The sequence below is a fragment of the Kribbella orskensis genome (assembly GCF_004342085.1).
Taxonomy (GTDB): Bacteria; Actinomycetota; Actinomycetes; order Propionibacteriales; family Kribbellaceae; genus Kribbella; species Kribbella orskensis.
The window spans coordinates 52,823-73,219 of sequence record NZ_SLWM01000006.1 but is presented as its reverse complement, the minus strand read 5'-3'; the positions used below and the strand labels follow the sequence as shown (position 1 = coordinate 73,219).

General features: G+C 67.3%; 24 protein-coding genes. 12 read left to right on the top strand and 12 right to left on the bottom strand.

All coding sequences use genetic code 11. The annotated features are described in order from the left end of the window. Positions 1-79: 79 nt before the first annotated feature. On the top strand, positions 80-568 hold the full coding sequence (locus tag EV644_RS18240) for an Lrp/AsnC family transcriptional regulator (RefSeq protein ID WP_132189498.1): 489 nt from the start codon (positions 80-82) through the stop codon (positions 566-568). Between the two features lie 92 nt (positions 569-660). On the opposite strand, the gene uppS is transcribed toward EV644_RS18240, so the two are convergent. The 3 genes from uppS to EV644_RS18220 form a co-directional block, all read right to left on the bottom strand. Further along, positions 661-1,437 (bottom strand): polyprenyl diphosphate synthase, encoded by a 777-nt coding sequence (uppS, locus tag EV644_RS18235; RefSeq protein WP_132189497.1) that lies wholly within the window; start codon positions 1,435-1,437, stop codon positions 661-663. 277 nt (positions 1,438-1,714) lie between these two features. Then, positions 1,715-2,656 carry a hypothetical protein gene (locus EV644_RS18230; RefSeq protein WP_132189496.1) on the bottom strand — a complete coding sequence of 314 codons (942 nt, stop codon included), beginning with the start codon at positions 2,654-2,656 and terminating at the stop codon, positions 1,715-1,717. Positions 2,657-2,984: 328 nt separating this feature from the next. Then, a complete protein-coding gene (locus EV644_RS18220) occupies positions 2,985-4,019 on the bottom strand; it encodes a magnesium and cobalt transport protein CorA (RefSeq protein ID WP_132189495.1) in 1,035 nt (344 codons plus the stop codon). A gap of 140 nt (positions 4,020-4,159) precedes the next feature. Between EV644_RS18220 and EV644_RS18215 the strand changes: the two genes are divergently transcribed. Both EV644_RS18215 and EV644_RS18210 read left to right on the top strand, forming a co-directional pair. Beyond that, positions 4,160-5,131: a 2-hydroxyacid dehydrogenase gene (locus tag EV644_RS18215; RefSeq protein ID WP_132189494.1), complete on the top strand. Its 972-nt coding sequence runs from the start codon at positions 4,160-4,162 to the stop codon at positions 5,129-5,131. Then, positions 5,124-5,492 carry an MmcQ/YjbR family DNA-binding protein gene (locus EV644_RS18210; RefSeq protein ID WP_132189493.1) on the top strand — a complete coding sequence of 123 codons (369 nt, stop codon included), beginning with the start codon at positions 5,124-5,126 and terminating at the stop codon, positions 5,490-5,492. Before EV644_RS18215 ends, EV644_RS18210 begins: the two co-directional genes overlap by 8 nt. Before the next feature lie 77 nt (positions 5,493-5,569). On the opposite strand, the gene EV644_RS18205 is transcribed toward EV644_RS18210, so the two are convergent. The 3 genes from EV644_RS18205 to EV644_RS18195 form a co-directional block, all read right to left on the bottom strand. Further along, positions 5,570-6,085 (bottom strand): DinB family protein, encoded by a 516-nt coding sequence (locus EV644_RS18205; protein ID WP_158292863.1) that lies wholly within the window; start codon positions 6,083-6,085, stop codon positions 5,570-5,572. Between the two features lie 66 nt (positions 6,086-6,151). Continuing rightward, positions 6,152-7,039 (bottom strand): alpha/beta fold hydrolase, encoded by an 888-nt coding sequence (locus EV644_RS18200; protein ID WP_132189491.1) that lies wholly within the window; start codon positions 7,037-7,039, stop codon positions 6,152-6,154. Next, positions 7,040-7,447 carry a VOC family protein gene (locus EV644_RS18195; RefSeq protein WP_132189490.1) on the bottom strand — a complete coding sequence of 136 codons (408 nt, stop codon included), beginning with the start codon at positions 7,445-7,447 and terminating at the stop codon, positions 7,040-7,042. A 204-nt stretch (positions 7,448-7,651) separates the two neighbouring features. On the opposite strand from EV644_RS18195, the gene EV644_RS18190 reads away from it, so the two are divergent. Together EV644_RS18190 and EV644_RS18185 are read left to right on the top strand one after the other, a co-directional pair. Then, positions 7,652-8,026 carry a VOC family protein gene (locus EV644_RS18190; protein ID WP_132189489.1) on the top strand — a complete coding sequence of 125 codons (375 nt, stop codon included), beginning with the start codon at positions 7,652-7,654 and terminating at the stop codon, positions 8,024-8,026. A 38-nt stretch (positions 8,027-8,064) separates the two neighbouring features. Next, entirely contained in the window at positions 8,065-8,499 is a 435-nt protein-coding gene (locus tag EV644_RS18185) for a hypothetical protein (protein WP_132189488.1), read from the top strand. Here the strand turns inward: EV644_RS18185 and EV644_RS18180 are convergent. Next, a complete protein-coding gene (locus tag EV644_RS18180) occupies positions 8,496-8,885 on the bottom strand; it encodes a VOC family protein (protein ID WP_132189487.1) in 390 nt (129 codons plus the stop codon). The two genes, EV644_RS18185 and EV644_RS18180, sit on opposite strands and share 4 nt — an antisense overlap. A gap of 589 nt (positions 8,886-9,474) precedes the next feature. Between EV644_RS18180 and EV644_RS18175 the strand changes: the two genes are divergently transcribed. Further along, complete coding sequence (locus tag EV644_RS18175) at positions 9,475-9,786, top strand: hypothetical protein (protein WP_199239886.1); 312 nt, start codon at positions 9,475-9,477, stop codon at positions 9,784-9,786. 41 nt (positions 9,787-9,827) lie between these two features. Here EV644_RS18175 and EV644_RS47205 read toward each other — a convergent pair whose 3' ends face one another. Further along, positions 9,828-9,959, bottom strand: coding sequence for a hypothetical protein (locus EV644_RS47205; RefSeq protein ID WP_255511323.1), 132 nt, complete (start codon positions 9,957-9,959; stop codon positions 9,828-9,830). Between the two features lie 126 nt (positions 9,960-10,085). Here EV644_RS47205 and EV644_RS18170 point away from each other — a divergent pair, with 126 nt between their 5' ends. The 6 genes from EV644_RS18170 to EV644_RS18145 all read left to right on the top strand — a co-directional run bounded on the left by EV644_RS18170 (position 10,086) and on the right by EV644_RS18145 (position 15,660). After that, a complete protein-coding gene (locus EV644_RS18170) occupies positions 10,086-10,823 on the top strand; it encodes a heparinase II/III domain-containing protein (protein WP_255511322.1) in 738 nt (245 codons plus the stop codon). 152 nt (positions 10,824-10,975) lie between these two features. Continuing rightward, a complete protein-coding gene (locus EV644_RS18165; RefSeq protein ID WP_132189485.1) occupies positions 10,976-11,674 on the top strand; it encodes a 2-phosphosulfolactate phosphatase in 699 nt (232 codons plus the stop codon). A gap of 94 nt (positions 11,675-11,768) precedes the next feature. After that, positions 11,769-12,206, top strand: coding sequence for a GNAT family N-acetyltransferase (locus EV644_RS18160; protein ID WP_132189484.1), 438 nt, complete (start codon positions 11,769-11,771; stop codon positions 12,204-12,206). Positions 12,207-12,253: 47 nt separating this feature from the next. Continuing rightward, positions 12,254-12,697: a helix-turn-helix transcriptional regulator gene (locus tag EV644_RS18155; RefSeq protein WP_132189483.1), complete on the top strand. Its 444-nt coding sequence runs from the start codon at positions 12,254-12,256 to the stop codon at positions 12,695-12,697. A 10-nt stretch (positions 12,698-12,707) separates the two neighbouring features. Beyond that, on the top strand, positions 12,708-13,118 hold the full coding sequence (locus EV644_RS18150) for a VOC family protein (RefSeq protein ID WP_132189482.1): 411 nt from the start codon (positions 12,708-12,710) through the stop codon (positions 13,116-13,118). 151 nt (positions 13,119-13,269) lie between these two features. Then, positions 13,270-15,660: an ATP-binding cassette domain-containing protein gene (locus EV644_RS18145; RefSeq protein WP_132189481.1), complete on the top strand. Its 2,391-nt coding sequence runs from the start codon at positions 13,270-13,272 to the stop codon at positions 15,658-15,660. Positions 15,661-15,876: 216 nt separating this feature from the next. Here the strand turns inward: EV644_RS18145 and EV644_RS18140 are convergent, their stop codons facing one another. The 4 genes from EV644_RS18140 to EV644_RS18120 form a co-directional block, all read right to left on the bottom strand. Beyond that, positions 15,877-16,902, bottom strand: a complete 1,026-nt coding sequence (locus EV644_RS18140; protein ID WP_241998404.1) for an alpha/beta hydrolase — start codon at positions 16,900-16,902, stop codon at positions 15,877-15,879. Positions 16,903-17,431: 529 nt separating this feature from the next. Beyond that, positions 17,432-17,983, bottom strand: a complete 552-nt coding sequence (locus EV644_RS18130; RefSeq protein ID WP_132189478.1) for a GrpB family protein — start codon at positions 17,981-17,983, stop codon at positions 17,432-17,434. Between the two features lie 410 nt (positions 17,984-18,393). After that, positions 18,394-18,972: a dihydrofolate reductase family protein gene (locus EV644_RS18125; RefSeq protein ID WP_132189477.1), complete on the bottom strand. Its 579-nt coding sequence runs from the start codon at positions 18,970-18,972 to the stop codon at positions 18,394-18,396. Positions 18,973-19,248: 276 nt separating this feature from the next. Further along, positions 19,249-20,175: a TolB family protein gene (locus tag EV644_RS18120; protein ID WP_132189476.1), complete on the bottom strand. Its 927-nt coding sequence runs from the start codon at positions 20,173-20,175 to the stop codon at positions 19,249-19,251. Positions 20,176-20,397: the final 222 nt, after the last annotated feature.

Genomic DNA, 20,397 nt, shown 5'->3' with positions numbered 1-20,397 from the left:
TCATACTTCTGGCCATTCGGATCCATAGCTGGAAGAATCACGAGATGTTTGGTCTCAGTCAGCGACCCCGAGGAGCAGAATGTCCGACCAGGTGATCACCGCGGCGGCGGAAGCTGGACAGATGGTCGTCGCCCCGGCGCTCGACGAGATCGATCGGCAGATCGTGGCGGCCCTGAGCCAGGACGGCCGGCTCTCGATCCGGGCCCTCGCGGACCAGGTGCACATCTCCCGCGCGAACGCCTATGCCCGGGTCGAACGCCTCACCGGCACCGGCGTGATCACCGGCTTCACGGCCACCGTGGACCCGCTCAAACTAGGCCTGGCGACCTCGGCGTACGTCACCCTCAGTCTCCGCCAGAGTTCTTGGCGAACCTTGCGGGAACAACTGCAGGCCATCCCCGAGGTGAAGCACATGGCGCTGGTCGGCGGCGACTTCGACGCCATCCTTCTGGTCCGAGCCGCCGACAACGAGGGCCTCCGCCGGGTGGTCCTCGAAAAACTCCAGGCCATCCCCGAAGTCCTGGCCACCCGCACAGCCCTCATCTTCGAAGACCTCGGCACGCTCTGAGGTTGGCAGCCTGAGCCCTCGGCCCGGAGTACAGACTGAGCCTGCGGCCCGGAGTACAGGTTGGTGCGACGCGGCCGGAGTACGGGTTGGTACTACGCGCCGTGGCGGCGTTGGCGGTCGGTGTAGGAGCGGAGGGCTCGGAGGAAGTCGACCTCGCGGAAGGCGGGCCAGTAGGCCTCGCAGAAGTAGAGCTCGGAGTAGGCGCTCTGCCAGAGCAGGAAGTTCGACATGCGTTGCTCGCCGCTGGTGCGGATGATCAGGTCGGGGTCCGGCTGGCCGACGGTGAACAGGTGCTTGGTGATGTCCTCGGCGCTCAACGTGTCGGCCAGGCCGCTCAGGTCGTTGCCGGCCTCCGCCTCGGACTCCAGCAGCGAGCGAACAGCCTCGACGACCTCCTGCCGGCCGCCGTACCCGACCGCGAGCGTGATGTGGTTGCCGGTGGCGCAGTCCTTCGTCGCCTCGACGGCGCCCTTCAGCGCGTACGCCGTACTGTCCGGCAGGAGGTCTAGGAGTCCCGCGATGTGCACCTGCCACCGCCCGCCGGGTTCCGCGAGCCGGGTGGCGAGGATGTCCTCCGTGACCCGCATCAGGTGAGCGACCTCGGCATCCCCGCGCTTGACCAGGTTCTCGGTCGAGCACAGGAAGATCGTCACGTGCGGGATGCCGGCCGTCTCACACCACCCGAGCAGGTTGCCGATGTGCTCGGCGCCGTAGCGGTGCCCAACACTCGGGTTCGCGTGCCCTTGATCGCGGGCCCAGCGGCGGTTCCCGTCGATCACCACACCGATGTGCCCAGGCAAGGCACGTCCGCGCAGCTGAGCCCGGAGGCGGCGGACGTACAAGGCATACAACGGTCCGAGAGCAAGCATGGCAGGCAACATACCCACCCATCCGCACCCGTGAACCCCACAAGCCCGGCCAACCAACCACCGAAGTGGCGATTTCAGGCGGTCGGCCGAGGCAACTACCGCTGCCGCGTAGCCGACCCCCGGGGCGGCGCGACTCTTCAGAACCGGCACTTTGTGCACCGCTTGAGCAGATCCTGGGCGGCCGAACGCTCAAATGGTGCACAAAGTGGGGCTTCGGACACCCACTCGAGACCTCGGACCCCCGGCGGCATGGATCGCGCCGCCGGGGCCAGGCGGACTACTGCTGGAAGTGGCCGGGGCCCAGGACCTGCCAGGCCTTGGCTGTGGGGTCGGTGATCGACCGGGTCGGGATGGTGAAGGTGCGGACCTGCTTGTTGGGGCGGCTGATGGCCCAGAAGGTCGGCTTGGCGGACGAGCGGTCCCAGGCGATGCCCTGGCCCTGGACGTCGGGGAGGTCGACGGTGGCGACCCACTCGAGTTCGGCGCCGGCCTTGGGCAGGTTCATCACGTACGCCTCACCGAGGTCGTGCCCGGTCAGCCAGAGCCGGCCGTCCGGTCCCCACGAGCCGCCGGAATTGCTCATCGGCTTGAACTTGTCGAGGATCTGCTTCGGGATCGTCCACGACTCGGTGACCTCGAACTTGTCGTTCAGCTTCACGACCTGGGTGTTGTAGGTCTCCCCGTACGGCGTGGTCTGGCCGTCCTGGATCACGTCGTAGTTCGCGAATCCGGCCCACCAGGCGCCGTCGTGCCGGTCCAGCCAGGTCAGCGAGCCGCGGTAGATGCCGAAGCTGTAGGTGTCGACGTGCCGCATCGTCTTGGTGTCGAACACCTCGATGGAGCTCTCCATCGGCGAGTCCGGGTAGTTCGAGTGCACGGCGTACAACTTGCTGCCGACAACGACCCCGCTGTCCATGTGCTGGAACGGACCGCCCGCTGCACCGGCGAACTGCAGCAGCGGCTGACCGGTGGCCCGGTCGTGCTTGGTGATCCTCGTGTTGTTCACCGCGTAGAAGTACTTCTGGTCCACGGCGACAGCCTGGTTCGCGTCGAACGCGGCGTACGACCGAAGCGGCGTCGCGACGAACGATGGCGGCTCGGCAGCGACCGCAGTACCAGCAGCCTGTGCTGCGGGTGCTGTGGCTGACGCGGTCGGCAGGGCGACCAGCGCGAGCAAGGTGGTTGCCACCAGCAAGGCAGACAGTTTCGGGCGGATCATGTCATCCTCCAGACGATGTGATTCAGACCGGGTGGAGGCAGTTTCACCGTGCTCGCGGTGCAGGCCTGGAACACCCCGCGCCAACTGGATGAACGGTGAATGAGCGTTCGTTCTGCAGGCGACCGAACCCGTGGTGGTCGATACCGGGCTCAGCCAGCCCGACCGGGGTTTCAGCACCCACCTACCTCCGGCGGCCGGGCAGACGGCTGAGTTCCTCGACATGCTCGCCGCGGCACCGGGCTCCGATCCCCTTCGTCGGTCCGGACCAGCGTGCGTTGGAGGAGATGCTTGCCGGCTTCGAGCCGGCCGGTACGGCATAGGGCCTGTCTCAGCGACCGGCCCATGGATGCTCGTCAGCACGCACGACATCCATCCGGGCGGCACGTTGGCGCCGGAACCAGATGAACAACGCGATGCAAGGAATCAGCAGGCCGCCGACGCCGAGCACGAGGAAGTCCCAGAAGGTGCCGACGTGGTCGACCAGCCAGCCGAAGTTCTGTCCGAAGAACCCGGTGACGAAGGTGAGCGGCAGGAACACAGTCGCGAGGATGGTGAGCTGCTCGATCGTCGCGTTCTGCCGCACGCTCACCTTCGTCTGCTCGACCGAGATCACCGCCATGTTCGCCTCGAGCACGGTGGCGAGCAGATCGCGTTGCGCGGCGACCTCCTCGTTCACCAGCACCAGGTGATCGTGCACGTCGCGGAAGTACGGCAGCAGGCCGGTGTTGCGCGCACCGCGCTCCAGGGTCGCCAGTACTGCGAGAAGCGGGTGCACCGCGCGGTAGAAGTCGGTCACCTCGCGGCGGAGGAAGTAGATCCGCTCGGTCGGTGCGACGGATCCCGCGAACACCGTGGCCTCGACCTGCTCGATGTCGCGTTCGAGCTCGGCGACGACCGGGCCGTACCCGTCCACGACCTGGTCCAGGATCGCCCAGAGCACCGAGTTCGTGCCGTTCTCCAGCAGCTCGGGGCGTTGCTCGAGCCGGGTGCGCGCGCCGTGCAGCTCACTCGCCACCCCTTGGCGGACGGTGATCACGAACGCCTTTCCGACGAACACGCTCACCTCCCCGAAGTCCACCTCCTCTCGCTCCTCGTCGTACCGGGCGGTCCGCAGGATCACCAGCCGGATGTCGCCCTCGTACGGCTCCACCTTGGGTCGCAGGTGGAAGGTGCGGGCGTCTTCGACGGCGAGCTCGTGCAGGCCGAAGCTCCTGCTGGCCTGGTCGAGCTCCTCCACGGTCGGGTCGAACAGCCCGAGCCAGACGAACCCGCCCTGCCGGCATCGGTCGGCGGCCTCCTCGACCGACATCGCCCCGACATGCTGACGACGGCCGCCGAGGTAGTAAGCGCAGTCGACGATCATGGTCCGCTCCTCACTGTCTCCCAGCCGGTACTGCGGCCGTGGTACCCCGATCCTGACTCTCGCGGCGGCCGGGAAATAGGCTTGACGGCGCAAAGCCTCGATGAACTTCCCCGACCCGTGCTCGTCAGAGGAGATCCGTGATGGCTCGTCCCACCGTGCTGATGCCAGGTCCGATGAACCGGTCGGTGCTCGCCGGTACCGCGGAGCAATTCGAGGTGATCCGGCTCTGGGAGGCGGACGACCCGGACTCCGTACTGGCCGAGCGGGGCAAGGACATCGTTGCCGTCGCCAACTCGGGTGCGACTGTCGACGGCGCATTCCTGGACAAGCTGCCGTCGCTGCAGATCGTGGCGAGCTTCGGCGTGGGGTACGACAAGATCGACGCGACGGCCGCGGCGGAACGCGGTGTGGTGGTGACGAACACGCCGGGCGTGCTGGACGACGAGGTCGCCGACACCGCGCTCGGGCTGCTCCTGATGACAGCCCGGGAGTTCCCGCAGGCCGAGCGGTACCTGCGCGCAGGGAAGTGGAACGAGCGGGCGTATCCGTTGGCGCCGGCAACGTTGAAGGGCCGGACGATGGGCATCCTCGGGCTCGGTCGGATCGGCGAGGCCATCGCGCACCGGGCCGAGGCGTTCGGGATCTCCATCGCCTACCACAACCGCCGGCAGAAGGATGTTGCCTACCGCTACTACCCGTCGCTGGTGGAGATGGCGCGTGACGTCGACATCCTGACGATCGTGATCCCGGGCGGCGACGAGAACCGGCACCTGGTGAACGCCGAGATGCTCGAGGCGCTCGGTCCCGACGGAATCCTGATCAACGTGTCCCGCGGGACCGTGGTCGACGAGGCCGCGCTGGTCGACGCGTTGCGCTCCCGGACGATCCTGAGCGCCGGGCTGGACGTCTTCGAGCACGAACCGGACGTGCACCCCGGTCTGCTGGAGCTCGACAACGCCGTACTGCTCCCCCACGTGGGTTCCGCCACAGTCCCGACCCGCGACGCGATGGGCCGCCTGGTGGTGGAGAACCTGGTCAGCTGGTTCGCCACCGGCGTACCGGTGACTCCTGTCCAGGAGTCGAGGGATCTGGTAGGGAGAGGGCGTGGCTGATCAAGAGGACGTCCGAAAGATCGCACTCGAACTGCCGGAGGTCCGCGAGGCGGAGGACCGTTTCGCGTTCTCCGTCGACAGGCGGGGGTTCGCGTGGGGCTGGCTGGAGCGGCCCGACCCGAAGAAGAAGCGCGTCACGAACCCCGAAGTACTGGTCGTCCGGGTAGCCGACGAGGGCGAGAAACAGTCCCTCCTGGCCGCCGACCCGGCCAAGTTCTTCACCGAACCCCACTACGCCAACTACCCCGCCATCCTCGTCCGCCTCCCCGCCATCACCCCCGCCGAACTCCGCGAACTCCTCACCGACGCCTGGCGCCTCCAAGCCCCCAAATCCGTCATAACAGCCTTCGACCAGGCCTGACCCCTCTCCCGAGTGTTGACAGAGGACCGGGCCCACGCGGTGTTGCCGACGACCAGCGGTACGGAGATCGTCCTCGGCTAGTGGGTCGGGGTGGGGAGGTCCCAGATTCGGTTGGTTTGCCAGGCGTATTCCCAGGCTTGGATGTCGGGAGGCTCGATGCCGAAGCCGGTGAGGATGGCGCAGACCTGCTCGCGGTGGTGGTTCGCGTGGTTGAGGGCCTGGGCGATGAAGATGCCGGCCCGGGTGCCGCGGGTCTCGTCGTCCACGATGATGATCCGCTCGACCTCGATCGGCTTCGACAGGGTGTCCTCCCAGAGCAGCCGCGCCTCCTCGGCCCACTGCTCGAGCGTGTCGAAGTCGGCCTCGGGCTCGCTGCCGTCCGCCCACGGCAGCAGGTCGCTGTCGGCCAAGCGGCGCAGGTAACTCCCATCGCACGTGATGATGTGGTGCAGCGTCGCGAGGATCCCGCCGAAGGTGCCGACACCCGTGACTTCCAGCTGTTCCGCCGTGAAGTTCTGTTCCCGGCAGAACGCGAGCAGCTGCTTCGACGCCCAGTTGTTGTGCCGGATTGCGTCGAGCAGCACCTCGTTCACGATCTCTCCCGTCGGTCGCCGGTTTCCTCCGACAGTAGGTCGTGACGCCGCACCAGACGTACCTATTTATCCACGGAGAGTGCCGAGGATCTCCTCCCAATGATCGTGCAGCGAGCCGAGATGCCCCGCGCCTTCACGAACCACCAGCCTCGCGCCGGGAATGCTCGCGGCGAACCACTCGCCGTTCCGGACGGAGGCGTTCGCATCGAGTTCGCCGTACCAGAAGGTGGTCGGGCAGCTGACCTTCGACGGATCGAAATCCCAGGCCCTGAAGGTGATCGCGGCGTCGCGGAGGTACCCGTTCGGATTGATCAGGGCCTCCCGGATCGAGCCCGCGAGCTCACTAGGTGTCAGCCGCGCGAGGACCTCGGCGTCGAGAGGCGACACCCGCTCGGTGAACCGCCGGACCAGCGCCTCGTCGTCGGGATCACCCGGCGCGAGACTCTCGACGTACGCCTCGAACTCCGGCCGGGCCAGCTCCATCGTGTCCTCGACCGACCTGCGTGCGAAGTCCGCGAAGTACTCCTGCTCGTCCGCCGACAGGTCGTCCCGGTGGATCGGCGGATCCAGCTCGGTCAGGATCGCCGGGCTCGCGACGACGCCGGCCGCCGTCACCCGCCCGGGGTGCCGGACGGCGCACGCCAGCGCATACGGACCACCGATCGACATGCCGAGTACGGCGTACCGCTCGATGCCGAGCAGGTCCGCCACCGCGGCGACGTCGTCCGCGACCGACCCGTGGGTGGAGGCGGCCTCGTCCGACCATCCGTAGCCCGGCCGGTTGACCGAGATCAGGCGCACGCCAGTACGCCGCGCCGCCTCGTCCCCCACGAACGCCGCATGGCGCGTGTCCGGGCAGCCGTGCAAAAAGAACACGACCGGCCCGCTCTCCGAACCACCCTGCCAGTACTGCGCCTGCCGGCCGTCCGGCAGCCGCAGCAGGTCAGCGGACACTCAGCCCTGCGGTTGGCTGACGTTCACCATCCAGCCGATGCCGAACTTGTCGACGCACATGCCGAACTCGTCGCCCCACATCTGCTTCTCCAACGGCATCGTCACGGTGCCGCCGTCGGCCAGGCGCTCGAAGTACCCGCGAAGCGCGTCACCGTCGTCGCCGCTGAGGCTGATGGTGCCATTGCTGCTCTGCTCCATCCCCTCGGGCGTGTCCGACCCCATCAGCACATACCCCGAGGGGCTCTCGAGTTGGCCGTGCATGATCTTGTCGGCGTCAGGCGAATCCGCCGCACCGAACTCCCCGAACGTGTTGATCGCCAGCTCACCGCCGAACACGTCACGGTAGAACTCCAGCGCCTGCCGCGCGGTGCCGTTGAAGCTGATGTACGGATTGAGTCGCGAAGCCATCACAAACCCCCTGGTCCGAATACCGCTCGTTGCCCGGATACTGCCTAGGCTTCGCACCCTAGACCTACCCTCCGACAGTCCACGAGCCCTCGAGGAGCACGGTTCTCCGGCGGTTCCGGCACGAATCCGTCGCGTGATCGGGCAGTCGCGGAGGGGGCGCGGCGCCGCTCGTCTGAGCTGTGCTCACGACTAGGGTCAGCGGTCATGATCCTGCGGCACATCACCATCGATTCCGGCGATCCCTACGCACTCGCCACCTTCTGGAGCGAGGTCACCGGCTGGCCCGTCTCGTCGGTCGACGAGCCCGGCGACACCGAAGTACTGGTCGAGTCCCCGAGCCCGGTGCCAGGCCTGCTCTTCATCGCCGTCCCTGAGGCCAAGACGCTCAAGAACCGCGTCCACATCGACTGGCAGCCCACCGACCGCACCCGCGACGAGGAGGTCGCCCGCCTCCTCGCCCTCGGCGCCACCATTCACGAGGACCACCGCCAACCCAACGGCCGCGGCTGGGTCACCCTGCTCGACCCCGAGCACAACGAGTTCTGCATAGAACGCAGCCCGCAGGAACTCGACGGATGACCCGGTACTACGGTCCGCGGGCGTGGTTGGGTGGGCGCATGAGAGCTGCGGCTGTTGTCGAGACCGTCGGCAGGATCGTGGAGACACGCTGGCCGACCACCGAGGCGGAGCGTGTCGGGTTGTTCGCTGAGGTCGGCTTCGTGGACGTGTCTGGTGGCGACAGGCAGTTCACCGCGCTCGGCGGCAAGGGGCAGTGGAGCACGTACGACGACCAGTTCCTCGGCTTCAGCCTGTTCCTGTTCGAAGGCGAGGCGCGTCCCCGGTACGACGAGTTGCGGCGGCTCCTGATCGAGAGGTTCGGGGCACCTGTCGAGGAGTGGGGCCCCGCCGAGCGGCCAGCGATCGCCTGGAACGTCCGGGGCCTGGTGATGTCGATGTACTGCCATTCCGACCAGGCCAACTGCGTCCAACTGGGCCTGGAGCACGCCGAGCGGTTGGCGGCCAACGACCGCCGAGCGGGTGCTGGGCGTTAGCAGACGCGTTGCACCAGTTCGATGGGGTTGTCGTCGAGGTCGGCGACCCAGGCGACTCGGAGGCTGCCCAGCCAGTCGTGCGGGGTGGAGAGGGGCTTGGCGCCGGCGGCGACCAGGCGGGCGTAGGCGGCGTCGGTGTCGTCGGTCCAGAGGACGATCTCCATGCCGCGGCCGGGCTGGGTGAGATCGAGCGGAAGGCCGTGGTCCGCTCCCGCCGAGTCGACCGACGCGATGCCGATCTTGAAGCCGTCCAGGACGAGTTCCACGTGGATCGGCTCGCCCTCGGCCGGCGTACGGAACGTCTCCTCGAAGCCGAGGCCCCGGTAGAACCCGACCGAGCGGACCACGTCCGCGGAGTAGACGTTGACCTGCGGTGCGGAGAACATCCGCCGACCCTAGCGGTCCCCCGGAGGGCGCGAAACCTCGCCCGCGCAGCCGCACAGTGTGCTCCGCCCGCGCCGCGGGGGTTCGCCCACTGTCAGAACAGTGGGGTAACCCCCAGAGCAGTCGGGTAACCCCCCGAGGAGGCAGCGAACCCCCAGAGCACCAGTGGACCCCCCGGAGGACGCGAAACCACGCCCGCGCAGCCGCACAGTGTGCTCCGCCCGCGCCGCGGGGGTTCGCCCACTGTCAGAACAGTGGGGTAACCCCCAGAGCAGTGGGGTAACCCCCCGAGCAGGCGGCGAACCCCCAGAGCACCAGTGGACCCCCGGAGGACGCGAAACCACGCCCGCGCAGCCGCAGAGTGTGCTCCGCCCGCGCCGCTGGGGTTCGCCCACTGTCAGAACAGTGGGGTAACCCCCAGAGCAGTGGGGTAACCCCCAGAGCAGTGGGTAACCCCCAGAGCAGTGGGTAACCCCCAGAGCAGTGGGTAACCCCAGGGCAGTGGGGTAACCCCCGAGGAGGCAGCGAACCCCCCAGAGCACCAGTGAGGCTTCGCCTCTGACCGCCGAGTGGGGGGCTGGCGCGGGTGTCATGGCGCGGGACAGCCAGGGTTATGGCGACGGTGACGGTCAACGAGCCCGCCTCCGCCTCAACCGGCTCAGCCAGCGACGGCAAGGAACCAACACCTACGACCTCACACCCGACGGACCGATCGGCACGGTGCTCTTCCCGATCGGCCAACGAGTCGCGATCTTCTCCACCAAAGTCCACGACCGCCTCCTCAGCCCCCTCCTCGCCGCCGACCAAACCCCCGCCCCCACCGAAGTCCGACCAGCACTGGCCACCATCGACCGCCACGTCCGCAGCCGCATCGACCACGAACACCTCGCAAAGGCCGCCTGAAAACTCACGACAAACGCCACACACCTAGCGGCCAAGCACCGCTAGTACGGCGTCTCCACCCGCGGCACGCAGTACGGCCTCTTCTCCCGCGTCGTCTGCTGCGTCATGCTGGGGAGCATGTGGAAGCCCTGGGGACGCAAGCGCAGGCGACCACCGGCCGTGCCGGCCTCCATCAAGTCCCCGGACAGCGCTCAGGCTGACGTCTCGTCAACCCACCGGCAAGCTCCGCCCGCCGAGGTCGCCAACCTCCGTGCCCGCCTCACCAGCGAAGGCTTCAGCTACCGGCACTGACCCGCGCCGTGCACGGACACAGCGACCACATGGGGATCACCTACACCGCCAAGGGCCGCGACATCCTGATCAACGGTGGTCACGCCGGCTACCAGAACGACGTCTGGCGTACCTGGGCGAAGAGCCAGTTCTCCGCCAACTCGATGACGACGCCACTGTCCGCCGAGACCCTCCCGGTTACCAAGCTGAACCGCCAGGTGGTCAAGGTCAACGCGGAGTTCTTCGAGTTCTCCGACGTCCCCGGCTCCGGGATCAGCCGTACCCGCGGCTACCTGGTGCTGAAGGATCCCGACCTGATCGTGTCCCTGGACCGGGCGACCTCGAAGACGGCGCAACAGTTCCAGACGTTGTGGCACATGCCGTCGGACCAGAAGGCCACGGTGTACTCGCGGACGACGGCGATCGCGGCGAAGGCGGGTGACACCAGCCGGACGATCCTGTTCCAGGTCCCGTTCCGGCAGGCGCTGCCGGCGGGCGCCATCCTGATCAAGCAGGCGCAGACCAACCCGATCCAGGGCTGGCACTACCCGAACATCTTCACCCGCAACTCGGCGCCGACGCTGATGTTCGCCCGCTCGGGCTACTCGGACTCGATCCTGTCGTTCGTCGCCCCGGTCAAGGCGACCGGCTCGGTCACGTACAAGGGACGCTGGTCGGGCACGACGTACGTCATCGACCTGGTCGTCGCCGGCGTGAAGACCTCGGTCGGTATCACCTCAGGCGGCGCACTCTTCCGCGCTGCGTAAGCAGTACTCAGTGGCGGGGCCGGCGTCTGAAAATAGGGCGCCGGCCCCGTCGTTCGAGTGGCATCCTGACCCCGTGGAGCGAGTGGTGGTCGCCGGTTGGCTCGGTGCGCTTTGACTGCGGTTGCTCCCTGGCCGTGCGAGGCTTCCGGGCGATGAAGAGCTTCAACGTGGTTCATCTCCGGCACCGGCCGGCGCTGACCGAGGTGGTCGTGGTGATCGACGTCATCCGCGCGTTCACCACCGCAGCGGCCGCCTTCGCTGCAGGGGCCGAGCGGATCGTCTGTGTCGAGAAGCTCGACCAGGCTTTCGCTCTGCGGGATCAGAGCCTCGGCGCTGTACTGATGGGCGAGGAGCACGGCCAGCGTCCGGAGGGTTTCGACCTGGGCAACTCCCCGGTCGAGGTCGCGGCGTCCGACCTCACCGGGGCTCACGTGATCCAGCGAACCTCGAACGGGACCCGCGGCCTTGCCTCCGCCCACCAGGCTGTCGCACTCCTGGCCGCCGCAGCTACGAACATCACCGCCACCGCCCGCTGGATCACCGAGCACCATCCGCACTCCCCCGTGACCGCCCTGTGCACCGGAGACACCTCGGAGGACGAGGGGTGCGCAGTACACCTGGGCGCGCTTCTGCGCGGTACCAACCCGGCGCCAGCGGACCTTGCGAGCGCAGTACGGGCTGCAGGTGCGGAGCACATGGGTGTCTGGCGGCATCCGACGCATTCGAAGCACGAAGGCTTTGTCGCCGACCTCGAGGCCTGCAGCATGGTCGACCAGTACGAGTTCGCCATGGTCGGCCGCCTCTTGGACTCCACCGTCGAACTGCGCCCGGTCGTCCTGAGATGCCCTTGATCATCTGCGGAACCGTCGGCAACGACAGCTGCCCGTCAGTGAACTGACCGACCGGCTACTGCTGGCGGTCGGCGAGATCAGTAGGGTGCCGAGCGTGACAGTCACAGTCGAGGTACTCACCGAGATCACCGACGAGGTGACCGCGGCCTTCGCCCGCCTCCTCCCGCAGCTCTCCAGCTCGGCCCCAACGCTTGACGGGGAAGCCCTGCGCCGCATGGTGTCCCACGAAGCCAACACCATCCTGATCGCCCGCGCTCCGGACGCGATCGTCGGCACCCTCACCCTGGTGATGTTCCCCATCCCCACCGGCCTACGAGCCCGCATCGAAGACGTAGTCGTCGACGATTCGACCCGAGGCCAAGGCATCGGCGCCGCACTGACCAACGAAGCCCTCCGCCTGGCCCAGACCGCCGGCGCCCGTACGGTCGACCTGACCTCCCGCCCCGACCGAACCTCCGCCAACCACCTCTACCAACGACTGGGCTTCCAACCCCGCAACTCGCAGGTCTACCGCTTCACCCCAGACCACTAGCGTCAGCGCTCGGCTGCTGGTCCGGGGGATGTGGCACGATCGTTAGCGTGACCAGCAAAGCCGACGGGGCGCAGCGCTTGAGTGATCTTGCGCGGCTGCGGCGCGTCCGCGACCGGATCGACCGGGAGTACAAGCAGCCGCTGGACGTCGAGGCGCTCGCCCGTGGCGCGCACATGTCGGCTGGGCACCTGAGCCGCGAGTTCCGGGCCGCCTACGGTGAGTCGCCGTACGGCTACCTGATGACGCGGCGCATCGAGCGCGCGATGTCCCTGCTGCGTCGCGGCGACATGAGCGTCACCGAGGTCTGTTTCGCGGTCGGCTGCTCATCGCTGGGCACCTTCAGCACTCGCTTCACCGAACTGGTCGGTGTCCCGCCGAGCGTCTACCGGCGCGAGGCGGCGCTCGCGACCGCGGGGATGCCGTCCTGCGTCGCGAAACAGGTGACCAGACCGATCAGGAATCGAGAAGCGCCGGTCACCGAGTCGCATTAGCGTGACCGTCATGAACATCACCATTCACGCGAGCTACCTCCCGCACAACGACCCTGACGCCGCGATCGCCTTCTACCGCGACACCCTCGGCTTCGAGGTCCGCAACGACGTCGGCTACCAGGGGATGCGCTGGATCACCGTCGGCCCGCCCGACCAGCCCGGCACGTCCATCGTCCTGCACCCGCCGGCCGCCGACCCCGGCATCACCGACGAGGAGCGCCGCACCATCACCGAGATGATGGCCAAGGGCACCTACGGCGGCATCAACCTGGCCACCGCCGACCTCGACGCCACCTTCGAGCGGCTGCAGGCCGGCGACGCCGAGGTCGTCCAGGAGCCGACGGACCAGCCGTACGGCGTCCGCGACTGCGCCTTCCGCGACCCCGCGGGCAACATGGTCCGCATCCAGCAACTGCGCTGAGCGACCGACGCCCCGTAGTACCGCTGAGCGGCCGACGCCACCAAATACGGGCTGAGCGACCGCGGCCACGTAGTACCGGAGGCTGGTTAGATCGAGCCAGGCGACCCTGACGGAGACCGCGAGGGCGGCCCGACTGACAGATGGAGACACCATGAGCACGGCCAAGAAGACGGACAAGCAGCCGCCTGCGCCGCACGTTGGCGACAGCCACGACCTGATCCGCGTCACCGGCGCGCGCGTGAACAACCTCAAGGACGTGAGCATCGAGATCCCGAAGCGCCGGCTGACGGCGTTCACCGGTGTCTCCGGCTCGGGCAAGAGCTCGCTGGTCTTCGGCACCATCGCCGCGGAGTCGCAACGGCTGATCAACGAGACCTACAGCACCTTCGTGCAGGGTTTCATGCCGACGCTGGCGCGGCCGGAGGTCGACGTACTGGAGGGGCTGACCACGGCGATCATCGTCGACCAGGAGCGGATGGGCGCCAACGTCCGCTCCACCGTCGGCACCGCCACGGACGCCAACGCGATGCTGCGCATCCTCTTCAGCCGGCTCGGAAAGCCCCACATCGGCTCGCCGAACGCATATTCGTTCAACGTCCCGTCGGTGAAGGCCAGCGGCGCGATCACGGTCGAGCGCGGCGGCAAGACGAAGGCCGAGAAGGCGACCTTCAACCGGCTCGGCGGCATGTGCCCGCGCTGCGAGGGCATGGGCTCGGTCACCGACTTCGACCTGACCGCGCTGTACGACGACAGCCTGTCGCTCAACGAGGGCGCGCTGACGATCCCCGGGTACAGCATGGAGGGCTGGTACGGCCGGATCTTCCGCGGCTGCGGGTACTTCGACCCGGACAAGCCGATCAGCAAGTTCACCAAGAAGGAGATGCACGACCTGCTCTACCGGGAGTCGACCAAGATCAAGGTCGAGGGGATCAACCTGACGTACGCCGGTCTGATCCCGCAGATCCAGAAGTCGTTCCTGTCCAAGGACGTCGAGGCGATGCAGCCGCACATCCGCGCCTTCGTGGAGCGGGCGGTGACGTTCACGACCTGTCCCGAGTGCGACGGCAGCCGGCTCAGCAAGGAAGCCCTGTCGTCGAAGATCAAGGGCAAGAACATCGCCGACGTCTGCTCGATGCAGATCAGCGACCTGGCCGACTGGGTCAAGGGCCTCGACGAGCCGTCCGTGACCCCACTGCTCACCGGGCTGCAGCACCTCCTCGACTCGTTCGCGGAGATCGGGTTGGGCTACCTCTCGCTCGACCGGCCGTCGGGCACCCTCTCCGGCGGCGAGTCCCAGCGCACCAGGATGATCCGCCACCTCGGCTCCTCGCTCACCGACGTCACCTACGTCTTCGACGAGCCCACCATCGGCCTGCACCCCCACGACATCCAGCGGATGAACGGCCTCCTGCTGCAACTGCGGGACAAGGGCAACACCGTGCTCGTCGTGGAGCACAAGCCGGAGACGATCGCGATCGCCGACCACGTCGTCGACCTCGGCCCCGGCGCCGGTACTGCGGGCGGCACCATCTGCTACGAGGGCACTCTCGAGGGCCTGCGGGCCTCCGACACCATCACCGGCCGCCATCTCGACGACCGGGCCAAACTCAAGGAGACGGTGCGGACTGCCACCGACAAGCTGGAGATCCGCGGTGCCGACGCCAACAACCTGCAGGACGTGGACGTCGACATCCCGCTCGGGGTGCTCTGCGTGATCACCGGCGTGGCGGGCTCCGGCAAGAGCTCGCTGGTGCGCGGGTCGATGCCCACCGACGCAGGGGTCGTGTCGATCGACCAGGGCGCCATCAAGGGCTCCCGCCGGAGCAACCCCGCGACGTACACCGGGCTGCTCGAACCGATCCGCAAGGCGTTCGCGAAGACCAACGGTGTGAAGCCGGCCCTGTTCAGCGCCAACTCCGAGGGTGCTTGCCCCGCTTGCAACGGCGCCGGCGTCATCTACACCGACCTGGGTATCATGGCCACCGTCGAATCCACCTGCGAGGAGTGCGAGGGCAAGCGGTACCAGGCGTCGGTGCTGGAGTACGAGTTCGGCGGCCGGAACATCGCCGAAGTACTCGCGATGCCGGTGACCGAGGCCGAGGAGTTCTTCGGCGCGGGCGAGGCGGCCACGCCGGCCGCCCACAAGATCCTCGACCGGCTCGCCGACGTCGGGCTCGGTTACCTCAGCCTCGGCCAGCCCCTCACCACCCTGTCCGGCGGCGAGCGGCAACGCCTCAAGCTGGCTACCCGCATGGGCGAGAAGGGCGGCATCTACATCCTCGACGAGCCGACCACCGGCCTCCACCTCGCCGACGTAGAACAGCTGCTGGCCTTGCTCGACCGCCTCGTCGACTCCGGCAAGTCCGTCATCGTCATCGAGCACCACCAAGCGGTCATGGCCCACGCCGACTGGATCATCGACCTAGGCCCCGGCGCCGGCCACGACGGCGGCCGCATCGTCTACGAAGGCACCCCCGCCGACCTCATATCCACCCCCACCACCCTCACCGGCAAACACCTCGCGGAATACGTCGCCCCCTGACCAGCCCCCCACGGGCGCCACCACGGCGCCCATGGGGCCTTTTCAGAGGGATCCGGGCACGTCCGTCAATGCTGCACCTGCTCAACGCACGCCTGGCGCACGATCCCAGCCAGCTCATCATCGTCCGACTCCATAGGGGCGTCCACGACCACCCAGCCCAGAGCGAGCGCTGCGGTGAAAGCCAGACGACACAGAGGGACCGAGCATGCCAGCTTGTCAGCCGTCGTGGAGTCCGTCGCTGAGCAGCGGCCAGGCCTTGTGGAGTTCTCGCTGCCAGTAGACCCAGTTGTGGGTGCCGGGTGAATACAGGTCAATCTGGGCGTCGAGGTGGAGTTCACGCACGCGCTTGACGAACACTTCGTTCTCCGCTCGGAGTGCGCTCTCGGTCTGGTCGAAGGTCGCGCCAGCCGAGTCGAGGGGCCCCGGTTGGCCCGATCCAGCGGAGATGTACAGCCGAGTGCCTGCGAGCTTCTCCGCGAGGTCATACGGGTTGTGCGCCCGCCAGACGTCCACGTCGGCGTCCGGATCTCCCCACAGCCCGTGCGGATCCTCGCCTTGTGACTGCAGCAGCCCTAGGTACGCCTGCGACTCCGCTGCGGCAAGGCGGGTGTTGACGACGCCACTGAAGGAGGCGGCGACGGTGAACATTCCCGGGTGGCGGGCGGCATAACTCAGCGACCCGAGCCCGCCCATCGAGACCCCCGCGACAACGCGCCGGTCATTGGCCCGATAACGCTCCTTGAGCAGACTCGGCAGCTCCAGAAGGTGGAAGGTCTCCCAGTGCGGTCCGGATATCCAGTCGGAGTAGAACCCTGCCCATCCGCCATCCGGCATCACGACTAGAGCGTCCAGGTCTCTCGAGAGCTGCTCGATGTCAGTGGACCTGGTCCAGCTGACGTAACTGTCACAGCATCCGTGAAGCAGGTACAGCGCCGGCCATCGTCGATCCGGGGCGTTGGTGAATCGGCTGGGAAGCAGCAACCGCACGTAGACGTCGGTACCGACCGCCGGCGACCGCACTGTCAGGTCCCAGGTGCGGCCCCCCACCTGGTGAGCACTGACGATCTGCGCGGCGCCTGCTGCCGGTAGTGGCGAACTCGGCCGCGACTCAGACGCGGACGCGGGTGACGTAGGCCCAGCGACAGAGCCCGACTCCGAGGGTGCCGTGCCACCGCATGCGACGGCGTACAACGCCACCAGGACGACCAACCCAATGACCAGCCCCTGGCGGTGCCGAACCATGGACGAGGGCCGCCCCTTGGTCTGGAGCGGCGGCGTGCTGCCAATGCCAGTCCCCATGAGTACGACGCTCGCACGCACGCAGACCGTGGACAAGTGTCGACAACCAGCACGTCGCACTGCACATTCACGAGTGGTGTCCAAGACGGGCAAGAGGCGACGGTCAGCCGCGCCAGATGCTTCATGTGCGGACGTCGTGCCGCATGATTCGCACCATGGATCCGTCTTTGCCGAAGGTTCGCTTGGAGCTCTGGAGGGCTGACGCCGTCGTCTTGTTCGACTGGCTGATGTCGGTCGACCTCAACGCGGTACCGATCACGCATCCGGCAGAGAAACAGGCACTCCCTCGACGAATGGGAGACGCCAACAACCTCACCACAGCCTCGCTAGCTGCTAGCTCGACGGCAACTCGGTAATCGACGCCAGTTTTGCCGGTACCGCCGCTCGTGGCGCGCCGCCGCTGTAGACCCAGGGGTCGCGACTGGGCTGAACTGCAGACGGGAAGACGCACCCCTCCCCTTCCGAGATGTCGTCAGCAGTCGGATAGTGGGGGTTCCCATCCAGTCGACTGTGCCCACTCGGCAGCGAGGTGGATGGTGTGCCAGATGAAGGGCGTCTTCGCTTCCACGTAGTCGGAACGCTGTTCTGGGGACGAGTACTGCTTCGCCAGTCGACGTTTCAGTTCGGCGTACTTCTGAGCGTGGTCGGGATGGGAGCGAAGGAACTCCCGGAACAAGAGTGAGAACTGCTCGGAGAAGGAGCCCGCGCGCCTTACATGGATGTGGGTACGGCGCTCGCCGGGCCGCTCGCGGAAGTACCGCTTGGTGCGCTCGGGGTTGTCCGGGCGGTGGATGAACCCGGCCCGCTCGATCGGAGCCCGGAACGCGTCGAGCGGTTCGAACGAGGCGACCGAGATCTGGATGTCGACAATCGGTTTCGCGTCGAGACCGATCACCGCCGTCGACCCGATGTGGTCGATGCGTTGGGCCGTGTCCCCAATTTCTCGACGTAGCCGTACTCCGACCTCGGCGAAGATCGCCGGCCACGCATCGTCGTACGCGACGACGACGATCCCCTCGCTCATGCCGACATCGTTGCACGCCGGCCCGACCAGTCAGGGCATGGAGAGACGGCGCAACGCATCGAGCAGCCTGCCGCCTCACCAGAGTCCGTTGCCCTGAGCACCAACCACGGCCGTTGACAGAGCCCACCCGGTACGGGTCGGCACCGACGGATTCACTACCGCGGTCCCACACGCCGATAGAGCAAATCCGATGAGGACGACCACAGGACCCAAGCACGCACGACACCTCGCACCGCGATTAATGAGCATCATGCTTGAGACACGCAAGTTCTGCCGAAATTGCTGCCTTGGCCGTCATGCGCCGAGTATCCGCTCGCCCCGACGAGGCATCACCCAACCCGCTCCGGCGCGACTGACGCCGCCGTACACCGCGGGGCATGAGGGCGAGCTTGAGGTCGGCATGACCACATCTAGACATGCAGGGTGGGCCGGTAGATGAGCTCTTGGATGTGGCCGTCGAGCGTCCGGCTCTCGATCAGCTCGAGGTCGAAATCGGCCGCACCCTGGAAGATCGGGTCCACTCCGGTCTGACCGGTGATCACAGGGAAGAGCGTCACCTGGACGCGATCGACCAGACCGGCCGCCATCAGCGCCCGGTTCAGCGACAGGCTGCCGTGCGAGCGCAACGGCACCTCGGACTCCTCCTTGAGCCGGGCCACGACGTCGACGGCATCGCCGCTCACAAGGGTCGCGTCCGGCCAGTCGAGGGGTCCTTCAAGGGTGGTCGACACCACCGTTGTCGGCAGGTTTCTCATCCGGGTGACCCATGGGTCACGCACCTCGGACTCCTCGGTGCTCGATGCCAGCATCCGCGCGAATGCCCGATACGTGTTGGCCCCGAGGACCATCCGCTGCTCCTCGCCGTACAAGGCGAGGCGGTGGTCGAGCAACTCCGGGCCTTGCTTGCCCCAGTAGCCGCCCCAGTTGGCGCTGGCGGCGCCGTAGCCGTCCAGGCTGGAAAAGACGTCGAAGGTGTAGGTAGCGGTCATGATGCTCTCCTTGAGTACGGTGGGGCGCCCTCGTGGGCGGCCGCTCACTCCTGCTACGAACACATCGGTCCCGCTCCGACACCGCCTCCCGGATTTTCTTCCGAGGACTTTTCGGTACGCCGGTTGTGACTACCCGGCCGCGAGACGGTCACAGCTACCTAGCTGGCGCGAATTGCCTCGGTGAGATCGTTGATCTGCGCGATGACGGCATCGGCTCGCGGCCCCGGGGTAGCAGGGAGCATGTCGGCCCGGGCCGACGCAACCGAGCAGGCCTCGTCACTTCGCCGCGGGTCCCCAGTCGATGAACCGCGGCCTGAACGACGAGAACGGCAGGACCGCGTGCGCTCCCTGGCCGTCGGTACGCACGATCATCAACGCGTTCTGATCTCCGTGCTCGAGCCGATAGGTGATCCACTTGCCGTCCGGCGAGTAGCCACCGGCGAGGGCCCTCTGATCGGGGGTCTGCAGGTCCGTCAGGTAGCGCAGACCGGTCCCGTCGGGGCGGATCGTCACGAGGTTCGCCGGGTGATCGAAGTCGTCGGCATTGTCGCTCATCACGAGCCGGGAGCCATCGGGCGCCCAGTCGTGCTTGAACGCGATCCCGTACAGGGTGGGCGTGACCTGCCGGGCGGCTCCTCCGCCGATGCTCATCGCGAACAGAGCAGTCAGGTCATTCGGGGTGAACGACAGGAAGGTGATCGTCCGACCGTCAGGTGAAACCTCCGGGGTTGCGGCGCCGCCCGGACCTGTACCGATGCGGCGACGACCGTTGCCGTTGAGGTCCATGATCCAGATCGCGTCGTCGTCCGCGATCGCGTCGAAGCGCTCGAAGACCAGATGGTTGCCGTCGGGTGTGAACGCCGGATCGGTCTCGCACCCTTCGGGAGTCTGCGACGGGATGACGCGCTGATCGGTCCCATCCGCACGGACGAGGGCGATCGTGCACTCGTCGAGCGAGTAGGCCAGCCACTCTCCATCAGCGGACCAGTCGGGTGTCGTGGCCTCGCCGGGGCCGTGTGTGATCTGCCGCAGGTCGTGGCCGTTCCGCCCGACGGTGAAGAGCTGAGTGCCGCTGCCGGTGTCGGCACCAAACGCGATCAGCCCGTTCCTCGCGGGGAACGTGGCGTTGGCTGGCACCGGGCTCACCAACGACAGCGACACTGCCAGCACCGAAAGCGCGCACGCGATGCGGAAACGCTTCATGATCGATGCACCTCACAACCTAGGAGACCAGCAGGCCGGCAGGAAGGAGTGCCAGCCAGGACCGTCCCGAGGCGGCAAAAGCAACCCCCTCGCAGAGGCCATCTTGACAGCGAGCGCTTACGACGCCAGCCGATTCCCCTCTCTCTGTCCTCGACAGTAGCGACTTGTTGCTTCGTCGAACAGCCCTGCGAGAGCAGCGTCAAGCCCCTTGAGCATCGGACC